The organism is Acinetobacter sp. PK01 (assembly GCF_022819285.1).
Taxonomy (GTDB): domain Bacteria; phylum Pseudomonadota; class Gammaproteobacteria; order Pseudomonadales; family Moraxellaceae; genus Acinetobacter; species Acinetobacter tandoii.
The window spans coordinates 63,867-82,544 of record NZ_CP094643.1 but is presented as its reverse complement, the minus strand read 5'-3'; the positions used below and the strand labels follow the sequence as shown (position 1 = coordinate 82,544).

Below are 18,678 nucleotides of genomic sequence, written 5' to 3'. Positions count from 1 at the left end.
TTCCATGTCAGGCAATATCATCAACACTACAGATGCAAACTTTGAAGCAGATGTTTTAAATTCAGATACTCCCGTTCTTGTTGATTTCTGGGCAGGCTGGTGTGCACCATGTAAAGCGATTGCCCCTGTATTAGAAGTTCTTGCTAACGAATACGAAGGAAAAGTGAAAATTGTAAAAGTTGATGTGACTTCTTGTGAAGCAACAGCCGTGAATTACAACATTCGCAACATTCCAGCATTATTAATGTTTAAAAATGGTGAAGTTGTTGCACAACAAGTTGGCGCAGCACCAAAATCAAAATTAACAGCCTTCATTGAAGACCACATCTAATTCAAACTTTGCAATTAGACCAAATGCGCTATACCCAATAGCGCATTTTTTTCGTCTATAAATTGACAAAGTCAAGAATCTCTCTTATATTTCATGCTCAAGAAAGAAAGGATTTCAAGTCCGTCTTTTTCTTACAAGACACAACACATAAGATCGCCGTTCGGCAACAGAAATTGTTTCACACATTTTCTCTTCGCAACAATTTATCAGACCACCGCGTTGTTATTGTATTAATACAATGCCGTCATTTTATTACTGTATGCGACCGAATGTTGCTCCCTTTCCAACCTGTTTCTAGAATTTTTGATTCTATCTGACCACCTATGAATTTAACCGAACTCAAGAAAAAACCAATTGGCGAACTCATCAAAATTGCAGAGTTTATGGGCCTAGAAGGAATGGCGCGTAACCGTAAGCAAGATATTATCTTTGCCATCTTAAAGCGTCATGCGATGAATGGCGAAGAGATCTTTGGTGATGGCGTTCTCGAAATTCTGTCAGATGGTTTTGGTTTCTTACGCTCTGCCGCAGGTTCTTATCTTGCTGGACCAGATGACATTTATGTGAGCCCTTCGCAAATTCGTCGCTTTAACTTGCGCACGGGCGACACCATTACGGGAACGATTCGCCCACCAAAAGAAGGTGAACGTTATTTTGCCCTGTTGAAAGTGAATCAAATTAACTTCGACACACCAGAAAACTCGCGCAATAAGATTTTATTCGAAAACTTAACACCATTATTTCCAACTGAACAATTGGTGATGGAGTTAGGTAACGGTACTACTGAAGATTTAACTGCCCGTGTTGTAGATTTGGTTGCTCCAATTGGTAAAGGTCAACGTTCAATTATCGTTGCTCCACCTAAAGCGGGTAAAACCATGTTGCTACAAAACATCGCGCAATCGATTGTACGTAACAACCCTGAATGCTTCCTGATTGTTCTTCTCATTGATGAACGTCCTGAGGAAGTGACTGAAATGGAACGTACAGTACGCGGTGAAGTTATTGCTTCTACTTTTGATGAATCTCCAGCGCGCCATGTTCAAGTTGCTGAAATGGTAATTGAAAAAGCAAAACGCTTGGTTGAACACAAAAAAGATGTCGTGATTCTACTTGACTCGATTACCCGTTTGGCTCGTGCTTACAACACTGTGGTACCTTCATCTGGCAAGGTATTAACAGGGGGTGTAGATGCTCATGCGCTTGAACGTCCAAAGCGTTTCTTTGGTGCTGCACGTAATATCGAAGAAGGTGGCTCACTAACCATTATCTCAACTGCCTTAATTGAAACAGGCAGCAAGATGGATGAAGTTATTTACGAAGAATTCAAAGGTACTGGTAACCAAGAGATCACCCTTGATCGCCGTATTGCTGAAAAGCGTGTATTCCCTGCAATGAACATTAAAAAGTCAGGCACACGTCGTGAAGAGCGTCTAATGTCTGAAGATAATTTACGTAAGGTATGGATTTTACGTAAGTTACTTCATACTCAAGATGAATTGGCGGCAATGGAATTCTTATTGGATCGGATGAAAGAAACCAAAACCAATGACGATTTCTTTGATCAAATGAAACGTAAAGCAACCAATTAATTTGACACCTGAAATGAAAAGGTCACTTTTATAAGTGGCCTTTTTATTTGGTTGACTTTATTAACATAAATACACAATTCGCTTTAAGCTATGTAACAACAGTTGCAAATATTTGATTGTTAAATAAATGACATTAAAAACCTCTTTAATTTTATAAACTTAATAAGTACTTCTCCAATATAAAGCACATGTTTAATTGTTATTTTCTGTTAAAAAACAGCATTTATTTGCTCATTTTTTGGTTTTTTTTCACACAAACTAGTAGTAATTCAAAATAGGCAGTGATAGCATATTCGCAGACCAGTTAAGCTGCTCCTGCATTGTTACTACCTAACAAATTTAGGAATAATAAAAGCACATAACAGCTGACCTTGGTTTTTTTTAATCTCATATTTTTAGAGAGTGATGCCATGTTATTCAAAAAAATCGCTATTGCTGCTGCAGTTGCTACTACTTTAGCTTTCGTTGGCTGTGCTAAAAAAGAAGAAGCTCCTGCTGCTGAAGCTGCTGCTTCTGCTGCGTCTGAAGCTACTGCTGCTGCTTCTGAAGCTTCTGCTGCTGTAGACGCTGCTGCTGTTGAAGCTGCTTCTGCTGCTGAAGTTGCTGCTTCTGCTGCTGACGTTGCTGCTTCTGCTGCTGACGCTGCTGCTTCTGCTGCTCACTAATCTTTACGATTACGTAGCAAAAAAGAGAGAACTTATGTTCTCTCTTTTTTTATGTCTGAAATTTACTGCACACAGCAGAATATCAATAATTTCTACAAATCAGATTAATCTCACAATAATAAAAAAAGCAGATCAATCGATCTGCTCTTTCCCAACACGCTGTCTAAACTTCTGACCTGCGCGAAATGTTACAACACGGCGGGCAGAAATCGGAATTTCTTCACCCGTTTTAGGATTTCTACCTGGTCGTTGACGCTTATCACGCAACTCAAAGTTCCCGAAACCCGAAAGTTTAACTTGTTCTCCAGAAATAAGCGCTTGGCTTATTTCATCAAAGAATAATTCGACCATTTGTTTTGCTTCACGACGGTTTAAACTCGTGAGCTCACTTAAATGATCAGCCATTTCTGCTTTAGTTAATGCTGTCATGAAGCCCTCAATGTCGCCTGATAAGTGTTTTGCAACACTTCAATGATTGTATCCATACCCGATTTGATTTCGGCATCTTCTAATGTTCGTGAAGGATGTTGCCATAACAGTGCAAATGCCAATGAGCGTTTACCTGCTTCAACCCCTTGTCCTGTATATACATCGAAGAGCCAATTCGAGTTTAACAGCTCCCCACCAGTTTTAGTGATAAGTTGCTGAATTTCACCAATATTAATCTTATCACTAATTAAAAGCGCAATATCACGTCTAACCGATGGAAAACGTGATAATTCTGTAAAATTAGATACATAAGTTTGCAAAAGTGCCTTTTGATCAAGTTCAGCCACCCAAGTTGTACCCAAATCTAATTCTGCTTCTAGCGTTGGGTGTAAACGACCTAAATAACCAATTGATTGACCATCTACCATAATTTCCGCTGACTGGCCTGGATGTAACCAAACTCGCTCAGAACGAGTATATTCCACTTTGATACGGCCTGCTGCCAATAGTTCTTCCACTTCACCTTTAAAGTCAAAGAAATCCATTGCTTGTGGTTTTGCATGCCAAGATTCTGCTTGCTTCGCACCTACAGCAATCATGGCTAATGTTGGAATCTGTTTTAAATCATGGATGTTATTGGCATCTTGATAGTCAAAACGCAAACCCAACTCAAAGAAACGCACACGACTTTGTTGGCGGTTAATATTGTATTGCACACAAGGAATTAAACTTGAAAGCAATGTTGAGCGCATAACAGCCAAATCACTTGAAATTGGGTTTGCCAAGGCCAATGGATTAACCGCTGGATTGAGCTGTTTTTCAAGTTTCAAATCAGCAAAGCTAAAACTAATCGCCTCTTGATAACCCAAAGTCACTAAAGTCTGACGTAATTGTGCGATTTCAAATTGATCTTGATACTTGGCAAGTTGTGCATCAATTACAGGTAGGCTGATTTGAATATTGTCATAACCGTGAATACGGGCAACTTCTTCAATTAAGTCTTGGTAAATTGCCATGTCGTAACGGTGTGATGGTGGAACAACAGACCACTGACCTTCAGCTTTAACCGTCACAATACAACCTAAACGGGTTAATGCATCAGCAATAAATTCACCTTCTACACGATAACCCAACAGTTGATCGACTTGTGCCTGCTTAAGCTCAATCGCTTCACGCTTAGGCAAAACTTCTGCTTGTTCTGCAACAGTAATCGGACCAAATTCACCACCGGCAAGCTCAGCAATCAATTGTGATGCACGATGCATTGCTATCATTGGTAATTCAAAGTCTACGCCACGTTCATAACGCTGCGACGCATCAGTATGCAAACCAAAACTACGCGCACGACCAGCAATATGTAACGGCGCGAAGAATGCAGATTCCAAGAAAATTTCAGTCGTTTCATCGGTTACCGAAGATGATAAACCACCCATGATACCCGCTATTGCCAATGCTTTTTCATCATCAGCAATAATCATTACTTTTTCATTAAGTTCAACTTCTTGTTCATTTAACAGCACCAATTTTTCCGCTGCTGTTGCTTGACGCACGTGAACTGCACCTTGAACTTTTCCGCCATCAAATGCATGTAATGGTTGACCCAACTCCATCAACACATAGTTGGTAATATCAACCAAAATACTGTGCTGACGAATACCCGAACGCGCAAGCGCACGCTCCATCCATTCTGGTGTTGGTGCTTTGGTATTTACGTTTTTGATTACGCGACCTAAATAACGCGGGCAACCTTCAGTAGTGACAACAACTTTTTTCTCATCTGCAATAGTCGCAACTACTTCTTTAATCTCTGGCGCAACCGCAGTCATTTGGTTAATGACTGCAATTTCACGTGCAATACCACGAATACTGAAACAGTCACCACGGTTTGGCGTAATGCTAATATCAATCACATGATCATCTAAATCTAGATATTCGCGGATATTTACACCAACAGGTGCATCTGCTGGAAGCTCTAAAAGACCATCAATTTTATCTTCTAGATCAATTTCCGAAGCACCACACAACATCCCTTGTGACTCAATACCACGCAATTTGCCTTTTTTAATTTTAAAATCGCCTGGTAGCACTGCACCAATTGTCGCTACAGGAGCTTTCATTCCCACGCGAACATTCGGTGCGCCACATACAATTTGCAAAGGCTCACCTGAACCAATATTTACGGTAGTGACACGTAAACGGTCTGCATCAGGATGTTGTTCTACGGTAAGCACTTCACCGACTACAACACCTGTAAATGGTTTTGCTGCAGGAGATAAATCATCAACTTCGAGACCTAACATGGTCAGTTGGTCAGATAACGTTTCGCTATCAATGGCTGGGTTGACCCATGTGCGCAACCAATTTTCGCTAATTTTCATAAATTCAATGTCCTTAATCTCCCCTAACCCTCTTTTAAAAGAGGGAAAAACACACTACCGTTTTAGGTAGACTAGTCCCCCTTTATAAAGGGGGATTTAGGGGGATTTCAATAAATCTCAAATAACTGTTTAAACTATTAAGCAAATTGGCGTAGGAAACGCACATCATTTTGATAGAACATACGCAAGTCGTTGATGCCATAACGCAACATCGCAAAACGTTCTACACCCAGACCAAATGCAAAGCCTTTATATTTTTCAGGATCAATACCCGCAGCTTGCAAGACATTTGGGTGCACCATACCGCAACCCAAAACCTCTAACCATTTGCCACGCTCATCCATAATATCCACTTCTGCACTCGGCTCTGTAAATGGGAAGTAAGATGGACGGAAACGAACTTTCAAATCTTTTTCAAAGAATTCGTTCAGCAAATTGACCAATAAACCTTTCAGTTCCGCAAAGCTGGTATTTTCCGCAACGTATAAACCTTCAATTTGATGGAACATTGGCGAATGCGTTTGATCTGAGTCACAGCGATATACACGACCTGGACATACAATACGAATTGGCGGTTGCGTAGTTTCCATAGTACGGATTTGAACGCCTGAAGTATGCGTACGCAACAAATGATTTGAATCAAAATAGAATGTATCGTGCATCGCACGAGCAGGGTGATGCCCCGGAATATTTAATGCTTCAAAGTTATGATAGTCATCTTCAACTTCTGGGCCTGTCGCAACAGTAAATCCTGCTTTCGTAAAGAACTGGCAAATACGTTCCTGAACTTGGGTAACTGGATGAATACTTCCGATGGTTTGACCACGCCCAGGCAAAGTAATATCAATCGTTTCACTTGCAAGCTGCTGTTCTAACGCAGCTTTTTGTAATTGTGTTTGACGTTCAGTCAATGCCGCATTGATCGCTTCACGCACAGCATGAATTGCAGCACCCTGAACTTTACGCTCCTCAGGGTCCATTTTACCCAAGGCTTTCGATTGTTCTGCAAGCTGGCTCTTTTTCCCTGTAAATTGCACACGAACCAAATCGAGGGCGGCAAGGTCTTGAGCTGCTGCAATGGCAGCAAGCGCTTCGGTGGTCAGGGCTTCCAGTGACATAGTAACTCTCAAAGCAACAGTTTAATAATAAGATAAAACCCGATATTCTATCAGTTTTTAACAAGATTGATGCGTTTCCAATTAAGGAAAATTTGATTAACATCCGAAATTAGAAAAAGTATAAGATAAACCCACTTGCAAAGAGATCAATATCTATGGCCCTCGATCAAATTTGGAAACAACAGCTCACCCTCGTTACTTATGGCAATGAATTCCTCAATAAAGAGCTGAGTTTTAATCGCTGGAAACAGCATCCTATTTTTGATCAGCACCTCCTCGCCTTTCGGGATCTTATCTCACAGCATTTACTGGCACAGCATTTTCAAATTTGGCTAGAAGGTCTCAAAAAACAGGGTACCAAACACCTAAGCTTACATAGTTCAAGTCTATTAAATGATGAACAAAATCCGAATGCCAATGTTGAGCTACTCCCTTTTGCCCATTTCATTGTCAGCCATGAAGCCAACAAGAAAACAGCTTGGATTTTGGGTAAAGAATTAGCGGAATGGTATAATGCAGACAATGATTTTGAAGCACCAATCCCACAGCAAAATCCTTTACGTCAAGAAACTTTTTGGCGCTTTGAACTGAATTCCAAACTTGCTAAACGCATTGATGCAGACTTACAACACCCAAATTGGGATGATATTCAGAGTTATACACAAACAGAACTCTTTAATAGCCCGCTTGCTCAAGGTTTTGTCGAACCAACGCAGTCAAACCTGCCATATTATGGCTATGTTAGAAAAATAAATACTGAAGCTGAAAGTGCATTTGATTCACAGAAACTCGCTTTAATCCCGACGGATTATCCTGCTGATTTTGCACATAAATCTCTTTACCGACTCGAAGCACTCAATCATTACATCCAAAATAAATTACAACACCCTCAACACGAAGATGGCTCGCTTCTCAGTGCTGATGAGCAACTTAACCTACGCCATTTTTCGCAAAAACTCGAAGATCTTCAAGCCAAATTTATTGTGAAAGTTGCCAACCACTATCAAACAGCGCAACTAACTTCGATTGCGATTAATAATCCCTTAGAAGGTGCCTCTGCTACGACTACAACGTCAACATCATCCACGCCGCATCATCCTCATAAAATTGGTTCTTCTGCCGTATTCAAGCTCATCCTGATTACCGTCATTATTTGTATTGCGGCTTATTATTTTGGTTTATAAAAACATCAAAGGCCACATCATGTGGCCTTTGATTAATTCATAATAAATAATTAAATCACTCAATTGAATCAGAAACCTATTTTTCTAAAAATTTATTAAAGTACAGTAAAAACAAATTAGATCAGGAGGTAATCAACAAATTAAAGGGGCGTATCTCAATACGCACTTTATGCTCATCGGCATGCTGATTGATATAATGCTGTACCGCAACCACCTCTCCTTCTAACTGTGCATCGGGTCCATACATAATTTTGACAGATTCACCAATTCTTGGAATCATTTCTAGCTTTACAGTGATCCGCGCCTGATCCACACCAACAATTTCTGCAAGCATCGCCCTATTCCTTTTTATAATGACTTGTTTTTATTAGGCAACTAAGTCCTGTTCATTTAAAGACAAATTATGTAACACTTGTCCTTTCTATAGAAATTACACAATAAAAAAGACCGCATAAAGCGGTCTTTTTAAATCATCGGAAGATGATTAAGCAGCTAATGCGCCTTTAGCTTTTTCAGCTAAAGCAGCAAATGCAACTGCATCATGCATAGCGATGTCAGCAAGTACGCGACGGTCGATGATCACTTGAGCTTTTTTCAAGCCATCGATCATGCGGCTGTAAGACAAACCGTTTAGACGAGCACCAGCATTGATACGCGCAATCCATAGAGCACGGAATTGACGTTTCTTCTGACGACGGTCACGGTAAGCGTATTGACCCGCTTTGATTACTGCTTGGAACGCTACGCGATAAACGCGTGAACGAGCACCGTAGTAACCTTTAGCACGAGCAAGAATTTTTTTATGACGGCGATGAGCCTGTACACCACGTTTTACACGAGCCATTTATAAATCTCCTTAGATGTATGGGCACATACGGCGAACTGAAGCAACGTCACTTACGTGAACCATTACACAGCCGCGTAACTGACGAATACGCTTAGCAGATTTTTTGGTCAAAATGTGGCGTTTGAACGCTTGTTTACGCTTGAAACCGTTTGCAGTCGCTTTGAAACGTTTAGCTGCACCACGGCGAGTTTTTAACTTAGCCATAACAACCTCTTTAAACACCTGTTCGGCACGTCTGCACCATTGCAAAAACGACCTGCAGGTAAGGAAGGCGCTATTCTAAATCATCTTTGTACAAAACAAAAGCAAAAACCGTATTAATTAGGGAATAAATCCATTCTCAGAATTGAATACTTGTTTAGTCTTAAATATGACAATTATTTAGTTTAAGCATAAAAAATTACCTCTATAATAATCATATGACGATAAAATCCAAATATTATGAAGCCAACACCTGATGCTTTTGCTGCATTACGCTATCGCGATTTCTCAATTGTAACCTTAAATCAATTTTGCCTAACCCTCGCCATTCTGATTCAAGAAATTATCGTGGCATATTCACTGTATAAAATTACCAAAGATCCGCTAACGCTTGGTTTAATTGGACTCGCCGAAGCCATTCCCTTTATTGCTCTTTCGCTATGGGGTGGTTATTTTGCTGATCGTTTTAACAAACAAAACATCATGAAAATCTGCCTGTTCTTCGCAGTACCACTGCCCCTCATTTTATGGAGCTTATTTCATGCTTTTGGCTTAGGGTATCGTGGTGTAACAAGCTTATCTTGGGGCATTTATGCTGTTATTTTTGCTTTAGGCACCATTCGTGGATTTTACAACCCATCTGCCACCTCATTAAAACCATTTTTAATTCCACGTGAATTGTATGCCAATGGTGCTACATGGACCACCATTGGTTGGCAAAGCGGTGTAATTTTAGGTCCAATGCTGGGTGGTTTTATGTTGGCATTTCTTGGTCGAGAAATCAGTTTACTCAGCGTTGCTGTATTGCTGAGCCTCTGTTTTATTCTAATTAACTTATTACAAAAACGTAGCTTTCCCAGCATTGAAACTGAAAATTTATGGGCCAGCTTAGGCGATGGATTCCGTTTTATCTGGAAAACCAAAATTGTATTATGGGCGATTTCACTTGATCTCATCTCTGTTTTATTTGGCGGTGTAATAGCGCTCCTCCCTATTTTCGCTGAAGACATCTTAAAAATTGGTCCTGAAGGCTTGGGTTATTTACGCGCAGCTCCATCAATTGGCGCACTGATCACCATGATTGCCCTAACCCGATTTCCACCGACACGTCATGCTTGGCGCAATATGCTACTGGCTGTGGCTGGATTTGGGCTTTTCACACTCGTCTTTGCTTTTTCCAATCATATCTGGCTTTCCTTATTTGCTTTAGCCATGACAGGGGCTTGTGACAGCATTTCCGTAGTCGTTCGACAAACCATTTTGCAAATTTACCCACCAGAAAATATGCGTGGGCGTGTGGCAGCGGTAAACGGTATGTTTGTGTCCAGTAGCAATGAATTAGGTGCTTTCGAATCTGGGCTTGCAGCCAAATATATAGGCACCATTATGGCGACAGTGTTTGGCGGATGTATGACCATACTTGTGGTGGGACTGAGTTGGTTAAAAACTTCCGATTTATTTGGTGTAGATATTACCCAAGGAAAAGACCCATAAAACATGAATTTAGACTTGCCAGTATTTTCAAATCAGGAAATACTGGGCGATAATTCAGCCACCATTATGCATGAGCATTCTTGAACGAATGTCCTATCTAACCTTATGAAACAACTGCTTTGTTTTTCCCTGATTCTCAGCTTCCCTTTTGTACAGAGCCACAGTGCAGAAACAACTAAAACTTCACAGTTGGTAGTACAAAAAAGTACTGCACTACCCGCCCATTTAACCACACGTATTCAGTGGACGACTTTCCCGCAGCCACAATATAACAACGATGATTTAAAAGGGCAGAATCGTGCGGCAATCTTGCGTATTTATGCTGATGAAACAGGCAAAATTACCCAAGCCAGTGTTCAAGAAAGTACAGGTTTAAAAAACTTAGACGAAATTTTAGTTCAAGCTGTACGTCAGGCACATGTTCAACCTTATAAAATTGAAGATACCGTGCTGCCAATTATTGGTTATCAAACCTTTAGTTTAAATCTGGAACACGATCAATCAGACTGTAACTACAGCTTTAATTCGAAAAATTGGATAGCGCAACAACAGCAACAAAAAGTTAAATTTGCCTACAACACTCAACCCCAACTTGAACTGAGTCGCGATGAGCTTAATCAACATGACCGTAAAATCAAGTTTAGCTTTAAAGTAGATAAACACGGTGCAGTCAAGAAAGTAAAAATCAATCAAGGTTCTGGTGTTTATGCACTTGACCAAAATATTGTACAAGCGGTTTCCAAAAGCCAGATTAAAGTGAAGCGCACTGCTAGCACTTTATGGCTCTATAAAAAATCGAGCTTTAAGGATGAAATTCAATTCAAACTCAATCAATGCTCATAAGTAAGCTCTAGGGAGGACATGTTTTCCTCCCTATCCTTTAATAGCTAAAACAGCTTTTGCAATTAAAACCATCCAACAAAAACAAGATAAAGTACAAAATATCGGCCTGTTTTCGCTACACACACCATCAACAAAAACCGTAGAAAATTTTCTTTGAGTAGCCCCGCAATCAGGGTAATAGGATCTCCAATAATTGTCATCCAGCTCAGCAATAACGACCAAAAACCATATTTCTGATAAATTTTTTGTGCTTGCAGCATTTTCTGCTCAGAGATGGGAAACCATTTTTTATGCTTGTAGTGTTCAATCTTAAAGCCCAAATACCAATTGACACATGAGCCTAAAATATTACCGATACTGGCTACCGCTATCAGTAATCCCGCGGAATAACCTCCATTTGCCAACAATCCCAATAACACCGCCTCAGACTGCAAAGGCAGTAAAGTGGCTGCACCAAAGGCCGAAAGGAATAAAAGCCCTAAAGTCCACATAATGTTATGAAGATAGACCCAGCTTTTTCTTTGTCACCAAATATTCATAACCTGACCAAATAAATGAGAACACCAATAATAAACTACGCGCCACTGTGTATTTATTTGCAATCGGCTCAATGACCGTACGCAATACGGCTTGATCTCGAGTATTGAGCAACTCAACAATTTTTTGAACATGCACTGCTTCTGCGACGAACAGCATACAACACCCTGCAATTCCGACAATAATACTGATATAAATTTTAGGATTTGCTTCAATAATTCGAGTTAAATTTAAAAAAAATGCTTTCATCACAACCTACTGATTTTCAGGTTTGAAAATCACAAAAAAATGCTGGGTAAGGAACAGATATTAACATACTGAAGGACTCAACCCGATAAAGGATACCGCCTATCAATGATACGAACACAAATACAGGAAGAACACATGGATGAATGGAACAAATATCAGGACGAAATGAAATTAAAACACCCTGAAATTTTTGAAAATGCTTCAAAAATCCAATCGTTTTATCCAGAAACAGATCGAGGAGCAACTTTAATTGCTGCCGCTATACTCGAAGAGCAGTTAACGCAAATTCTGTATTCATTCTTAAGTGATTCAAAATCTGCAAAAAAACTTTTAGATGGATTCAATGCTCCCATAGGTCAATTTTCGTCAAAAATCCATTTATGTCACACATTAGGATTAATTGAGGAGAATGAATACCAACAACTTGAAGGCTTAAGAAAGATTAGAAATAAGTTTGCACATAGTTTCGAGAATATCAATTTCAATACACAGCAAATTAAGGATTTAATTCATGACAATCTTACGAAAATCACACATCCGAGTACAAATATGCGTGAACTATTTTATAATTGGTTCATCACTCTAAATGGCGATTTACTTTATCGTGCAAAAGAAGTATTAACAGAGAAACGTAAATCCAAAATATATAAATTTAAGCCTGTTAGGAATATAACTTTTGTGGAGGTAGATAGCTTTTAAACTATCTACCCTAAACTTTAAACTTTAATTGCTAAAGCCTTCTGAACGGCTGGACGTGCGGTCAAACGCTCGACATATTCTTTAACATAAGGATAATCTTCTAATTGAATCTGCTGCCACTCGTAGCGCAAAATCCACGGTAATATTGCCATGTCGGCAATCGAATATTCTCCAGCTACATATTTTTGACCGATCAACTGCTTATTCAATACGCCGTATAAACGTTTAGTTTCATTCACGTAACGTTCTGTCGCATAGGGAATTCGTTCAGGTGCAAAGCGACTAAAATGATGATTTTGCCCTAACATTGGCCCTAAACCGCCCATCTGCCACATTAACCACTGTTCAACTTCCACTCGTTCTTGTTCATCTGTTGGATAATACAAGCCTGTTTTTCGACCTAAATATTGCAAGATCGCGCCTGATTCAAATACCGATATCGGCTCACCTTTCGGTCCATCTTGATCAACAATGGCAGGAATTTTGTTATTAGGTGAGATACGTAAAAAATCAGGTTGGAATTGATCATTCTCTGAAATATTGACTGGGAAGATTTGATATTCCAAACCCATTTCTTCTAAAGCAATCGTAATTTTATGACCGTTGGGCGTGCCCCAATAATACAAGTCGATCATTGTTATTTCCTTTGTTTATTCACTTCTTTGGGATACACCATAGCATAATTAGACATGATTATTTTGATGTAATTTTATAAACTGTTTAACACTTATTCATATAAAAATACGCTACACAAATGCATAAAATCATAGATATTCCTAGCCCAATCAATCTTCAAGACTCACTTGATGCAATACAGTGGGCAAATGAAGCCAGCGTTAAGCGACCTTATCGACAAGAGTTTTTTGCTTATTATGTATCTCAAATTTTAGCCGACTTTAAACAAGATATTCGTATTTTAGAATTAGGCTCTGGCCCAGTTTTTTTTGCCTACGAACTGTTAAATGCTATACCACATATCCATTACACTGCTGTAGATTTTTCATCAGCTATGCATACTCTAGCCCAACAACGAATAGCAACCATTCCTCATTCACACACCAACTTCATCATTGCCGATTTTAAACAGCCACACTGGTATCAGATACTCCAAGCCCAACGCTTCGATTACGTAGTGATTCATCAGGCTTTACATGAGCTTCGCCATAAAGCTCATACTGATAATTTTCACCAGATTATCGCTCAGCATGTACTTCACCCAGATGGCGATTACTTCATCACTGATCATCTTGCTACTCCCGATGGGCAGATGAATAATCACGAACTTTATATGAATAAAACCGAGCATATTCTTAGCCTAAAACAAGCTCAGTTCAAAAATATTCAGATTCATCTGGAAATAGATGGTTTATGTGCGTTTCAGGCAAGATTATAAGCTCTCTCCCCCCCTGTTAGAACTAAACCAATCTTCAGGCAATAAAAAAAGCACTGCATAGGCAGTGCTTTTTAAGATCAAAGGATCATTACTTTTTCTTTTTAGGACCAAGTAACATACCCATTTGACGACCTTCCATTTTTGGTGCTTGCTCTACAATACCAACTTCAGCCACATCTGCTTCAATTTTTTGTAATTGAGCCAAACCTAACTGTTGGTGAGCCATTTCACGACCACGGAAGCGTAATGTGATTTTTACCTTATTGCCTTCTTCAAGGAACTTGATAATTGCACGTAATTTTACGTTGTAATCACCAACATCAGTACCTGGGCGGAGTTTGATTTCTTTCACCTGTACTTGATGCTGTTTTTTCTTCGCTTCTTTCTGCTTTTGCTTCAGATCAAACAAATGCTTATTGAAGTCCATGATTTTACAAACTGGTGGTTCAGCATTTGCTACGATCTCAACAAGATCAAGCTCAACACTTTCAGCAGCGCGTAATGCATCTGCCAAGCTAACAATACCCTTTTGCTCACCATTTTCGTCTACAAGACGAACTTCTTTCGCACGAATTTCATCATTCAAAGCAGGACGGTTTGATTTGTTACCGCCCTGTTGATTACGGTCAGGCTGTTTAATCGCTGTTACTCCACAATGTACCGGCCGCGTTCGGCAACGGCTGCTTTTACTAAGTCAACGAAAGCGTCGATTGACATAGTACCCAAATTTTTTCCTGAGCGGGTACGGACGTTTACAGTACCTTCCTCTACTTCTCGATCTCCAAGAACGAGTAAATAAGGAATACGCTCTAATGTACGTTCACGAATCTTAAAGCCGATTTTCTCATTTCTCAAGTCTGAAATCGCACGGAGACCGTTTTCTTTAAGTTTCGCCACTACAGACTCACAAGCTTCCGCTTGAGAATCGGTAATATTCATAACACATGCTTGAATTGGTGTTAACCAAGGTGGCATAAAGCCAGCATAGTGTTCAATAAGTATACCAATAAAACGTTCAAAACTGCCAAGAATTGCACGATGCAACATTACAGGTTGATCACGGTCATTGTCTTCAGTGACATATGATGCGTCTAAACGCTCTGGCAAGTTGAAGTCACATTGAATTGTACCACATTGCCATACACGACCTAAGCAGTCTTTCAACGAGAATTCAATTTTCGGACCGTAGAATGCCCCTTCACCTGGTTGTAAGTCCCAAGCAAGACCTGCCGCATCTAAAGCGTCTGCTAAAGATTTTTCCGCCATATCCCAAAGTGCATCATCACCCACACGTTTTTCTGGACGTGTAGAAAGTTTCATTTGCACTTCTTCAAAACCGAAGTCTTTATAAACCTCTAAAGTCAGTTTAATGAAGTCAGCAACTTCTTGTCCAATCTGCTCTTTAGTACAGAAGATATGTGCATCATCTTGAGTAAAGCCACGCACACGCATAATGCCATGCAATGAACCTGATGGTTCGTTACGGTGACATGAACCAAATTCGGCCAAGCGAATTGGCAAATCACGGTAAGATTTCAAACCTTGGTTGAACACTTGTACGTGACAAGGACAGTTCATTGGCTTAACCGCATAGTTGCGACTTTCAGAATGAGTCGTAAACATGTTATCTGCATAGTTTGCCGCATGACCTGATTTTTCCCACAACGTAAAATCTACGATTTGTGGTGTTTTAATCTCGAGGTAACCATTGTCTTGTTGAACTTTACGCATGTATTGTTCAAGCACTTGGTAAATCGTCCAACCATTTGGATGCCAGAACACCATACCCGGTGCTTCTTCTTGCATATGGAACAAGTCTAAAGCTTTACCAATTTTACGATGGTCACGCTTTTCAGCTTCTTCAATACGTTTAATATAAGCAGCAAGCTGTTTCTTGTCTGCCCATGCTGTACCGTAGATACGTTGCAACTGTTCATTTTTCGCATCACCGCGCCAGTAAGCACCAGAGATTTTAGTGAGCTTGAATGATTTTAAGAATTTTGTATTTGGCACGTGCGGACCACGGCACATGTCCAAATAGTCTTGATGGTAGTACAAGCCCATTTGAGTTTCATTCGGCATGTCCGCAATCAAGCGTAATTTGTATTCTTCGCCACGTGCAGTGAATTCTGCAATCACTTCATCACGCGGGGTCATTTTTTTAACGACATCATAATCTTGGTCGATGAGCTTTTTCATGCGCTCTTCGATCGCTGCCATGTCATCTAATGTAAATGGACGTGGCATCCAGATGTCATAGTAGAAACCTTCTTCAATGACTGGACCAATCACCATCTTTGCTTCTGGGAAAAGCTGCTTAACTGCGTGACCTACCAAGTGTGCACAAGAGTGACGAATGATTTCAACGCCTTCATCATCTTTAGGTGTAATAATTTGAAGGCTTGCATCCGTGGTGATCAAGTCTGATGCATCGACTAAACGACCATCGACTTTTCCTGCAACAGTATTTTTAGCAAGACCTGGACCAATGCTTAAAGCAACGTCCATTACAGAAACAGCTTGATCAAATTGTTTTTGATCGCCATTTGGCAAAGTAATAATAGGCATAGAAAATCCTTAAGGAGTGATGCCCCGTACAATGGAGCATGTCACCGCGAGATTATGATCGAGGTAAAACCTCAAAAGATAAAAACGGTGGATAAAAACTGCTAAGAATTTTACACGGGTTCAGGGTTGGATAAAACCTTTTCGCTCTATAAATCTTATGCCAATCAGAAAATTGTCATTTTTGATGCATTTGAATCTATTTGAATGATTTTCAATTTTGATGTCATGCATATATTTTTTATCCGCAAGAGTTTTCTGTATTGACAAATAAGAGTAAAAAATAAACATATATTCAGCTTTTTCATATATGATTGAATTTAATCACATTTATGAACCATCATTCACTAAATAGTATTTTTTAATTATTTTTACATAAAATTCATTACTTTATAAATAAAACAACCACTCGACTAAAGCATAAATGCATGTCGATTATGAAAGGCTTATCTTTAAATCATCGATGATAATAAATATACATGGAGTTATTAGATGGTCGCTGCCTATGATGAACTACCGCGCACCCCTGCGAATTTTGTTGCATTATCCCCACTGCGCTATTTAGAGCGTGCGGCTTATATTTATCCGCATCAAGATGCAATTATTCATGGCAAGCGACATATTAGTTGGCGAGAAACCTATAATCGTTGCCGTCAGTTTGCACATCAGTTGCAAAAATTAGGGATTGGTAAAAACGATACGGTTTCAGTGTTGTTACCCAATATTCCTGCGATGATTGAAGCTCATTTTGCTGTACCAATGATTGGTGCGGTATTGAATACCCTCAATACCCGTTTAGATGCCAAGACCATTGCGTTCATGCTAGAGCATGCCGAAACTAAAGTCCTCTTGGTTGATCCTGAATTTGCTGTTCTGGCGAAAGAAGCTTTAAGCTTGGTTTCCCATTCAATTTATGTGATTGATGTGGATGATGAAGAATACGAGCAATGCTTTTCTACCCCAATTGGGCAAATTGAATACGAAGATTGGCTGGCAGAAGGCGATGCTGAATTTGAATGGCATTTACCAAATGATGAATGGGATGCGATTAGCTTAAACTACACCTCAGGCACCACAGGTAATCCTAAAGGCGTAGTTTATCACCATCGCGGAGCATATATTAATGCAGCGAGCAACATTATCGCTTGCGGTATGACACCTCGAGCGACTTATTTATGGACCCTTCCTTTATTCCATTGCAATGGATGGTGTTTTGCTTGGACCATGGCAGCCAATGGTGGTACTAATATTTGTTTGCGCAAGGTAGATTCTGAACTCATCTTTAAACTGATTGCTGAACATCAGGTCGATTATTTCTGTGGTGCCCCAATTGTCTTATCTATGCTAATTAATACCCCAGAACAGAAGCAGATTAAATTTGAACATCGCGTTGAAGTCATGGTGGCAGGTGCAGCGCCGCCTGCTGCGATTATTGAAGGGATGCGCAATATTGGCATTAATGTCACCCATGTCTATGGCCTCACGGAAACTTATGGACCTTCAGCACTTTGTGCTTCTCAAGCAGGTTGGAGTGAATTAAGTATTCAAGAACAGGCTCAACTTCACTCGCGTCAAGGTGTTCCTTATCCGCTACAAGATGGTATGAAAGTTCTTGATCCAGAGACCTTAGAACCAGTGCCTAAAGATGGAACAACCATGGGTGAGATCATGTTCCGTGGCAATATTGTCATGAAAGGCTATCTAAAAAACCCAGAAGCTACAGCAGAAGCGTTTAAAGGTGGATGGTTCCATACAGGTGATTTGGCGGTTTGCCAACCTGATGGTTATGCCAAAATTACCGACCGCTCCAAAGATGTCATTATTTCAGGCGGCGAAAATATCTCTTCTTTAGAAGTCGAAGAAGTGCTATATCGACACCCGGCTATTCTGACTGCTGCTGTCGTAGCCAAACCAGATCCACGCTGGCAAGAAGTCCCTTGTGCCTTTATTGAACTTAAAGAAGGGAAATCTGTGACTCCTGAAGAAATCATCAGCTTTTGCCAAGAACATCTAGCACGCTTTAAAGTACCTAAAGATGTCGTGATTACGGAAATTCCAAAAACCTCAACGGGTAAACTACAAAAATTTGTACTGCGCGATTGGGCTAAAGAGCGCTCTATCGGTGAGTTCGGCTAAGTAATACCTAAACAAAG

The 18,678-nt window shown here is 40.0% G+C and carries 20 protein-coding genes; 9 read left to right on the top strand and 11 right to left on the bottom strand.

The genetic code is table 11. The features are described 5' to 3' along the window. Window positions 1-4 precede the first annotated feature (4 nt). From trxA to MP622_RS00385, 3 genes are all read left to right on the top strand, one after another. Window positions 5-331 (top strand): thioredoxin, encoded by a 327-nt coding sequence (gene trxA, locus MP622_RS00395; protein ID WP_016166116.1) that lies wholly within the window; start codon window positions 5-7, stop codon window positions 329-331. A 323-nt stretch (window positions 332-654) separates the two neighbouring features. After that, window positions 655-1,923, top strand: coding sequence for a transcription termination factor Rho (gene rho, locus MP622_RS00390; RefSeq protein ID WP_016166117.1), 1,269 nt, complete (start codon window positions 655-657; stop codon window positions 1,921-1,923). A gap of 410 nt (window positions 1,924-2,333) precedes the next feature. Continuing rightward, window positions 2,334-2,588 carry a hypothetical protein gene (locus MP622_RS00385; protein WP_243791961.1) on the top strand — a complete coding sequence of 85 codons (255 nt, stop codon included), beginning with the start codon at window positions 2,334-2,336 and terminating at the stop codon, window positions 2,586-2,588. A gap of 132 nt (window positions 2,589-2,720) precedes the next feature. Here MP622_RS00385 and MP622_RS00380 read toward each other — a convergent pair whose 3' ends face one another. The 3 genes from MP622_RS00380 to pheS form a co-directional block, all read right to left on the bottom strand. Further along, window positions 2,721-3,017, bottom strand: coding sequence for an integration host factor subunit alpha (locus MP622_RS00380; protein WP_016166119.1), 297 nt, complete (start codon window positions 3,015-3,017; stop codon window positions 2,721-2,723). Then, entirely contained in the window at window positions 3,014-5,395 is a 2,382-nt protein-coding gene (gene pheT, locus MP622_RS00375) for a phenylalanine--tRNA ligase subunit beta (RefSeq protein ID WP_243791959.1), read from the bottom strand. The genes MP622_RS00380 and pheT overlap by 4 nt, the downstream gene beginning before the upstream one ends. 137 nt (window positions 5,396-5,532) lie before the next feature. After that, on the bottom strand, window positions 5,533-6,513 hold the full coding sequence (pheS, locus tag MP622_RS00370; protein ID WP_243791957.1) for a phenylalanine--tRNA ligase subunit alpha: 981 nt from the start codon (window positions 6,511-6,513) through the stop codon (window positions 5,533-5,535). 155 nt (window positions 6,514-6,668) lie between these two features. Between pheS and MP622_RS00365 the strand changes: the two genes are divergently transcribed. Continuing rightward, a complete protein-coding gene (locus tag MP622_RS00365) occupies window positions 6,669-7,697 on the top strand; it encodes a hypothetical protein (RefSeq protein ID WP_243791955.1) in 1,029 nt (342 codons plus the stop codon). 121 nt (window positions 7,698-7,818) lie between these two features. Here MP622_RS00365 and MP622_RS00360 read toward each other — a convergent pair whose 3' ends face one another. From MP622_RS00360 to rpmI, 3 genes are all read right to left on the bottom strand, one after another. Beyond that, a complete protein-coding gene (locus tag MP622_RS00360; protein WP_016166123.1) occupies window positions 7,819-8,031 on the bottom strand; it encodes a hypothetical protein in 213 nt (70 codons plus the stop codon). A 150-nt stretch (window positions 8,032-8,181) separates the two neighbouring features. Next, on the bottom strand, window positions 8,182-8,541 hold the full coding sequence (gene rplT, locus MP622_RS00355) for a 50S ribosomal protein L20 (protein WP_004675688.1): 360 nt from the start codon (window positions 8,539-8,541) through the stop codon (window positions 8,182-8,184). Window positions 8,542-8,553: 12 nt separating this feature from the next. After that, complete coding sequence (gene rpmI, locus MP622_RS00350; RefSeq protein ID WP_001096359.1) at window positions 8,554-8,748, bottom strand: 50S ribosomal protein L35; 195 nt, start codon at window positions 8,746-8,748, stop codon at window positions 8,554-8,556. 237 nt (window positions 8,749-8,985) lie between these two features. On the opposite strand from rpmI, the gene MP622_RS00345 reads away from it, so the two are divergent. Then, the gene (locus MP622_RS00345) at window positions 8,986-10,239 is read left to right on the top strand and encodes an MFS transporter (protein WP_243791953.1); all 1,254 of its coding nucleotides are present in this window, start codon (window positions 8,986-8,988) and stop codon (window positions 10,237-10,239) included. Window positions 10,240-10,344: 105 nt separating this feature from the next. Then, a complete protein-coding gene (locus MP622_RS00340; RefSeq protein WP_243791952.1) occupies window positions 10,345-11,082 on the top strand; it encodes a TonB family protein in 738 nt (245 codons plus the stop codon). 62 nt (window positions 11,083-11,144) lie between these two features. Here MP622_RS00340 and MP622_RS00335 read toward each other — a convergent pair whose 3' ends face one another. Further along, complete coding sequence (locus tag MP622_RS00335) at window positions 11,145-11,573, bottom strand: YqaA family protein (protein ID WP_243791950.1); 429 nt, start codon at window positions 11,571-11,573, stop codon at window positions 11,145-11,147. Between the two features lie 4 nt (window positions 11,574-11,577). Further along, complete coding sequence (locus MP622_RS00330) at window positions 11,578-11,871, bottom strand: hypothetical protein (RefSeq protein ID WP_243791948.1); 294 nt, start codon at window positions 11,869-11,871, stop codon at window positions 11,578-11,580. A gap of 132 nt (window positions 11,872-12,003) precedes the next feature. Here MP622_RS00330 and MP622_RS00325 point away from each other — a divergent pair, with 132 nt between their 5' ends. Next, a complete protein-coding gene (locus MP622_RS00325; RefSeq protein WP_243791946.1) occupies window positions 12,004-12,567 on the top strand; it encodes an MltR family transcriptional regulator in 564 nt (187 codons plus the stop codon). 17 nt (window positions 12,568-12,584) lie between these two features. Here the strand turns inward: MP622_RS00325 and MP622_RS00320 are convergent, their stop codons facing one another. Next, entirely contained in the window at window positions 12,585-13,202 is a 618-nt protein-coding gene (locus MP622_RS00320) for a glutathione S-transferase N-terminal domain-containing protein (protein ID WP_016166130.1), read from the bottom strand. 119 nt (window positions 13,203-13,321) lie between these two features. Between MP622_RS00320 and MP622_RS00315 the strand changes: the two genes are divergently transcribed. Next, complete coding sequence (locus tag MP622_RS00315) at window positions 13,322-13,960, top strand: class I SAM-dependent methyltransferase (protein ID WP_243791945.1); 639 nt, start codon at window positions 13,322-13,324, stop codon at window positions 13,958-13,960. Between the two features lie 88 nt (window positions 13,961-14,048). Here MP622_RS00315 and infC read toward each other — a convergent pair whose 3' ends face one another. Next, window positions 14,049-14,600 carry a translation initiation factor IF-3 gene (gene infC / locus MP622_RS00310; protein WP_081401218.1) on the bottom strand — a complete coding sequence of 184 codons (552 nt, stop codon included), beginning with the start codon at window positions 14,598-14,600 and terminating at the stop codon, window positions 14,049-14,051. Between the two features lie 5 nt (window positions 14,601-14,605). Next, the gene (thrS, locus tag MP622_RS00305; protein ID WP_044738962.1) at window positions 14,606-16,528 is read right to left on the bottom strand and encodes a threonine--tRNA ligase; all 1,923 of its coding nucleotides are present in this window, start codon (window positions 16,526-16,528) and stop codon (window positions 14,606-14,608) included. Between the two features lie 489 nt (window positions 16,529-17,017). Here thrS and MP622_RS00300 point away from each other — a divergent pair, with 489 nt between their 5' ends. Further along, window positions 17,018-18,661 (top strand): acyl-CoA synthetase, encoded by a 1,644-nt coding sequence (locus MP622_RS00300; protein ID WP_016166134.1) that lies wholly within the window; start codon window positions 17,018-17,020, stop codon window positions 18,659-18,661. The last annotated feature ends 17 nt before the right edge of the window (window positions 18,662-18,678 follow it).